The sequence below is a fragment of the Bacillus sp. JJ1503 genome, assembly GCF_036965125.1.
GTDB lineage: Bacteria > Bacillota > Bacilli > Bacillales > Cytobacillaceae > Cytobacillus.
The window spans coordinates 13,102-15,252 of record NZ_JBALOZ010000096.1; the positions used below are offsets into that span (position 1 = coordinate 13,102).

The 2,151-nt window shown below is 34.7% G+C and carries 2 protein-coding genes; one reads left to right on the plus strand and one right to left on the minus strand.

All coding sequences use genetic code 11. From position 1 onward, the window contains the following. Nucleotides 1-278: 278 nt before the first annotated feature. Complete coding sequence (locus V7149_RS09015) at nt 279-1,220, minus strand: aldo/keto reductase (protein WP_335345304.1); 942 nt, start codon at nt 1,218-1,220, stop codon at nt 279-281. Between the two features lie 154 nt (nt 1,221-1,374). On the opposite strand from V7149_RS09015, the gene V7149_RS09020 reads away from it, so the two are divergent. Next, complete coding sequence (locus V7149_RS09020) at nt 1,375-2,130, plus strand: IclR family transcriptional regulator (protein ID WP_335345305.1); 756 nt, start codon at nt 1,375-1,377, stop codon at nt 2,128-2,130. Nucleotides 2,131-2,151: the final 21 nt, after the last annotated feature.

The window sequence follows — 2,151 nt, forward strand, 5'->3', positions numbered from 1 at the left end:
ATAAATGATAAGACCAATTAAAAATAGACATAGAAACATAAATGTAACGGTATAACCTATATCATTTTCTTTTTAATTTTGAAAAGCAAACATTCCCATTGCAATAGCATTAATAAAAAGACTAAATAGTATCAGTGGATGAATTTTTATTCTATCCATTATTCCCCACCCCCTACATTAGGATTTTACCATATTCAATATGGAGTAAAGAGGAAAAACGCAATTCATGCTAGAGAATTGCGCTTTCAATGACTTTCGGACAACTGCATTGTAAAGACTCAGTTGTTATTTAGAATATCGTTAATAATGTTTAACTCTTCCTTAGAAAAACTAATTTCGCTTGCTTGAACGTTTTCACGGATGCGTTCTTTTCGTTTACCTCCTGGAATGACTGAGTCAACACCCTCCTGAGAGAGTAACCAAGCTAGCGCTAAGTTAGGAAGAGTTGTTTCTTTTTGCGTAGCGATTTCTTTTAATTTGTCCACTGTTTTAAGTATTTGTTGGAATTGGTCACCTTGGAATAATGGAACTGAATTGCGCCAATCTTGTGTATCCAATTTAGAGTCTTTTGTGAAACCACCACCAAGCAAACCAAATGCTAACGGGCCATATGGAATAAAGGAAATATTATTTTCAATACAATACGGTAATAAATCTGCATCAGCTGACCGATCTAACATATTGTAAGGTGATTGCAAGACGGAAATCTCGTCATGAATGTTTGCCTCTTTTAATTGCTCAAGTGAAACATTCGAAATCCCAATGGCACGAATTTTTCCTTCTTTTTTTAAGCGGGCTAATTCTCCAATAGATTCAGCAAACGGTGTTACTTGATCTGGAAAGTGTAAATAATACAAATCCACGTAGTCTAATTGCATTCTTTGTAAACTCTTTTCAACTGCTTCTCGCAAATATTCAGGACGATTATCCGTTTTTACTGAGCCATCGCTGGACCAATGTTGCGCTCCCTTCGTTGCAATCACTAAGTCATCTCGTTTAAATTCTTTTAATACTTCACCAACTAATTCTTCAGAACGACCAAAACCATAAATATCAGCTGTATCAATAAAATTTACCCCGATGTTTAATGCTTCCCTTACAAAATCTTTTCCATCTTCCTCACTTAAATTTTGGAATAAATTATGCCCACCAACTGCATTTGTACCAACTCCAATGACTGATGCTTCAAGATTAGATTTTTTTAATGTTGTATATTTCATTGTTTTTGCCTCCTAACATTGATTAGCTATATCATAGTTTTTTAAAATGAGACTCACAAATTCCTTTGAACAAGTTTCAAATAATGAAACTCATTCTGTATAGTTTGAGTCCAAAAAATAAAACATCTATACTATCTGAGACTGAGGTGATGAAATGGCACAGAATGAAGTATCGACATTAAAAAAGGGCCTTCTCGTTTTAGAATTAGTAAAACAGCGTAAAGGCATTACGTTAAGAGAAGTGATGGACGAACAGAAATTAAGTAAATCTACGGCTTTTCGGATTTTAACTACCCTAGAAGATATGGGATATGTTTATAAACTTCAAGCTCAATATTTTATTCATCATAAAATGTTTTGCGAAAGCTTTGAAAAACGTTCAGAAATGGATTGGGCTTCATTACGTTCAATTTACCAACTGGCACAAAATTTACAGATGAGTACCTATATAGGAAAAGTGGACGGGACCGATCTTGTTATGACGCAAGTATTACACACTCCCTTTCAGGAATCAGCAGACGAAGAAATTGGAAATCGTTCAAAACTACATCAATCCGCTTTAGGAAAAGTGATCTTAGCTAATTTAGATGAAGAATTGCTAGCTTCCATATTTGATAAATTGTCACTTGAACGTGCAACAAAAAATACGTTTCAAGACTCACAACTATTTCATTATCATTTAAAGGCTATTCGTGATGACGGTTATGCATTTGATGATGAGGAACGTATTGTTGGTATTCGCTGTGTCGCCGTTCCTGTTTTTCGCAATCAAGAGGTTATAGCTGCCTTAGCAATTGCAGCACCTGCTAATCAAATTTCTCGTAGCAATATTAAACAGATCGCCGCAAAATTACATGCAGGCAGTAACGCCATTTCAAAAGAAATAGAAACTTTAGTCAATATACATTAAATCATTCATCGAATGATGATC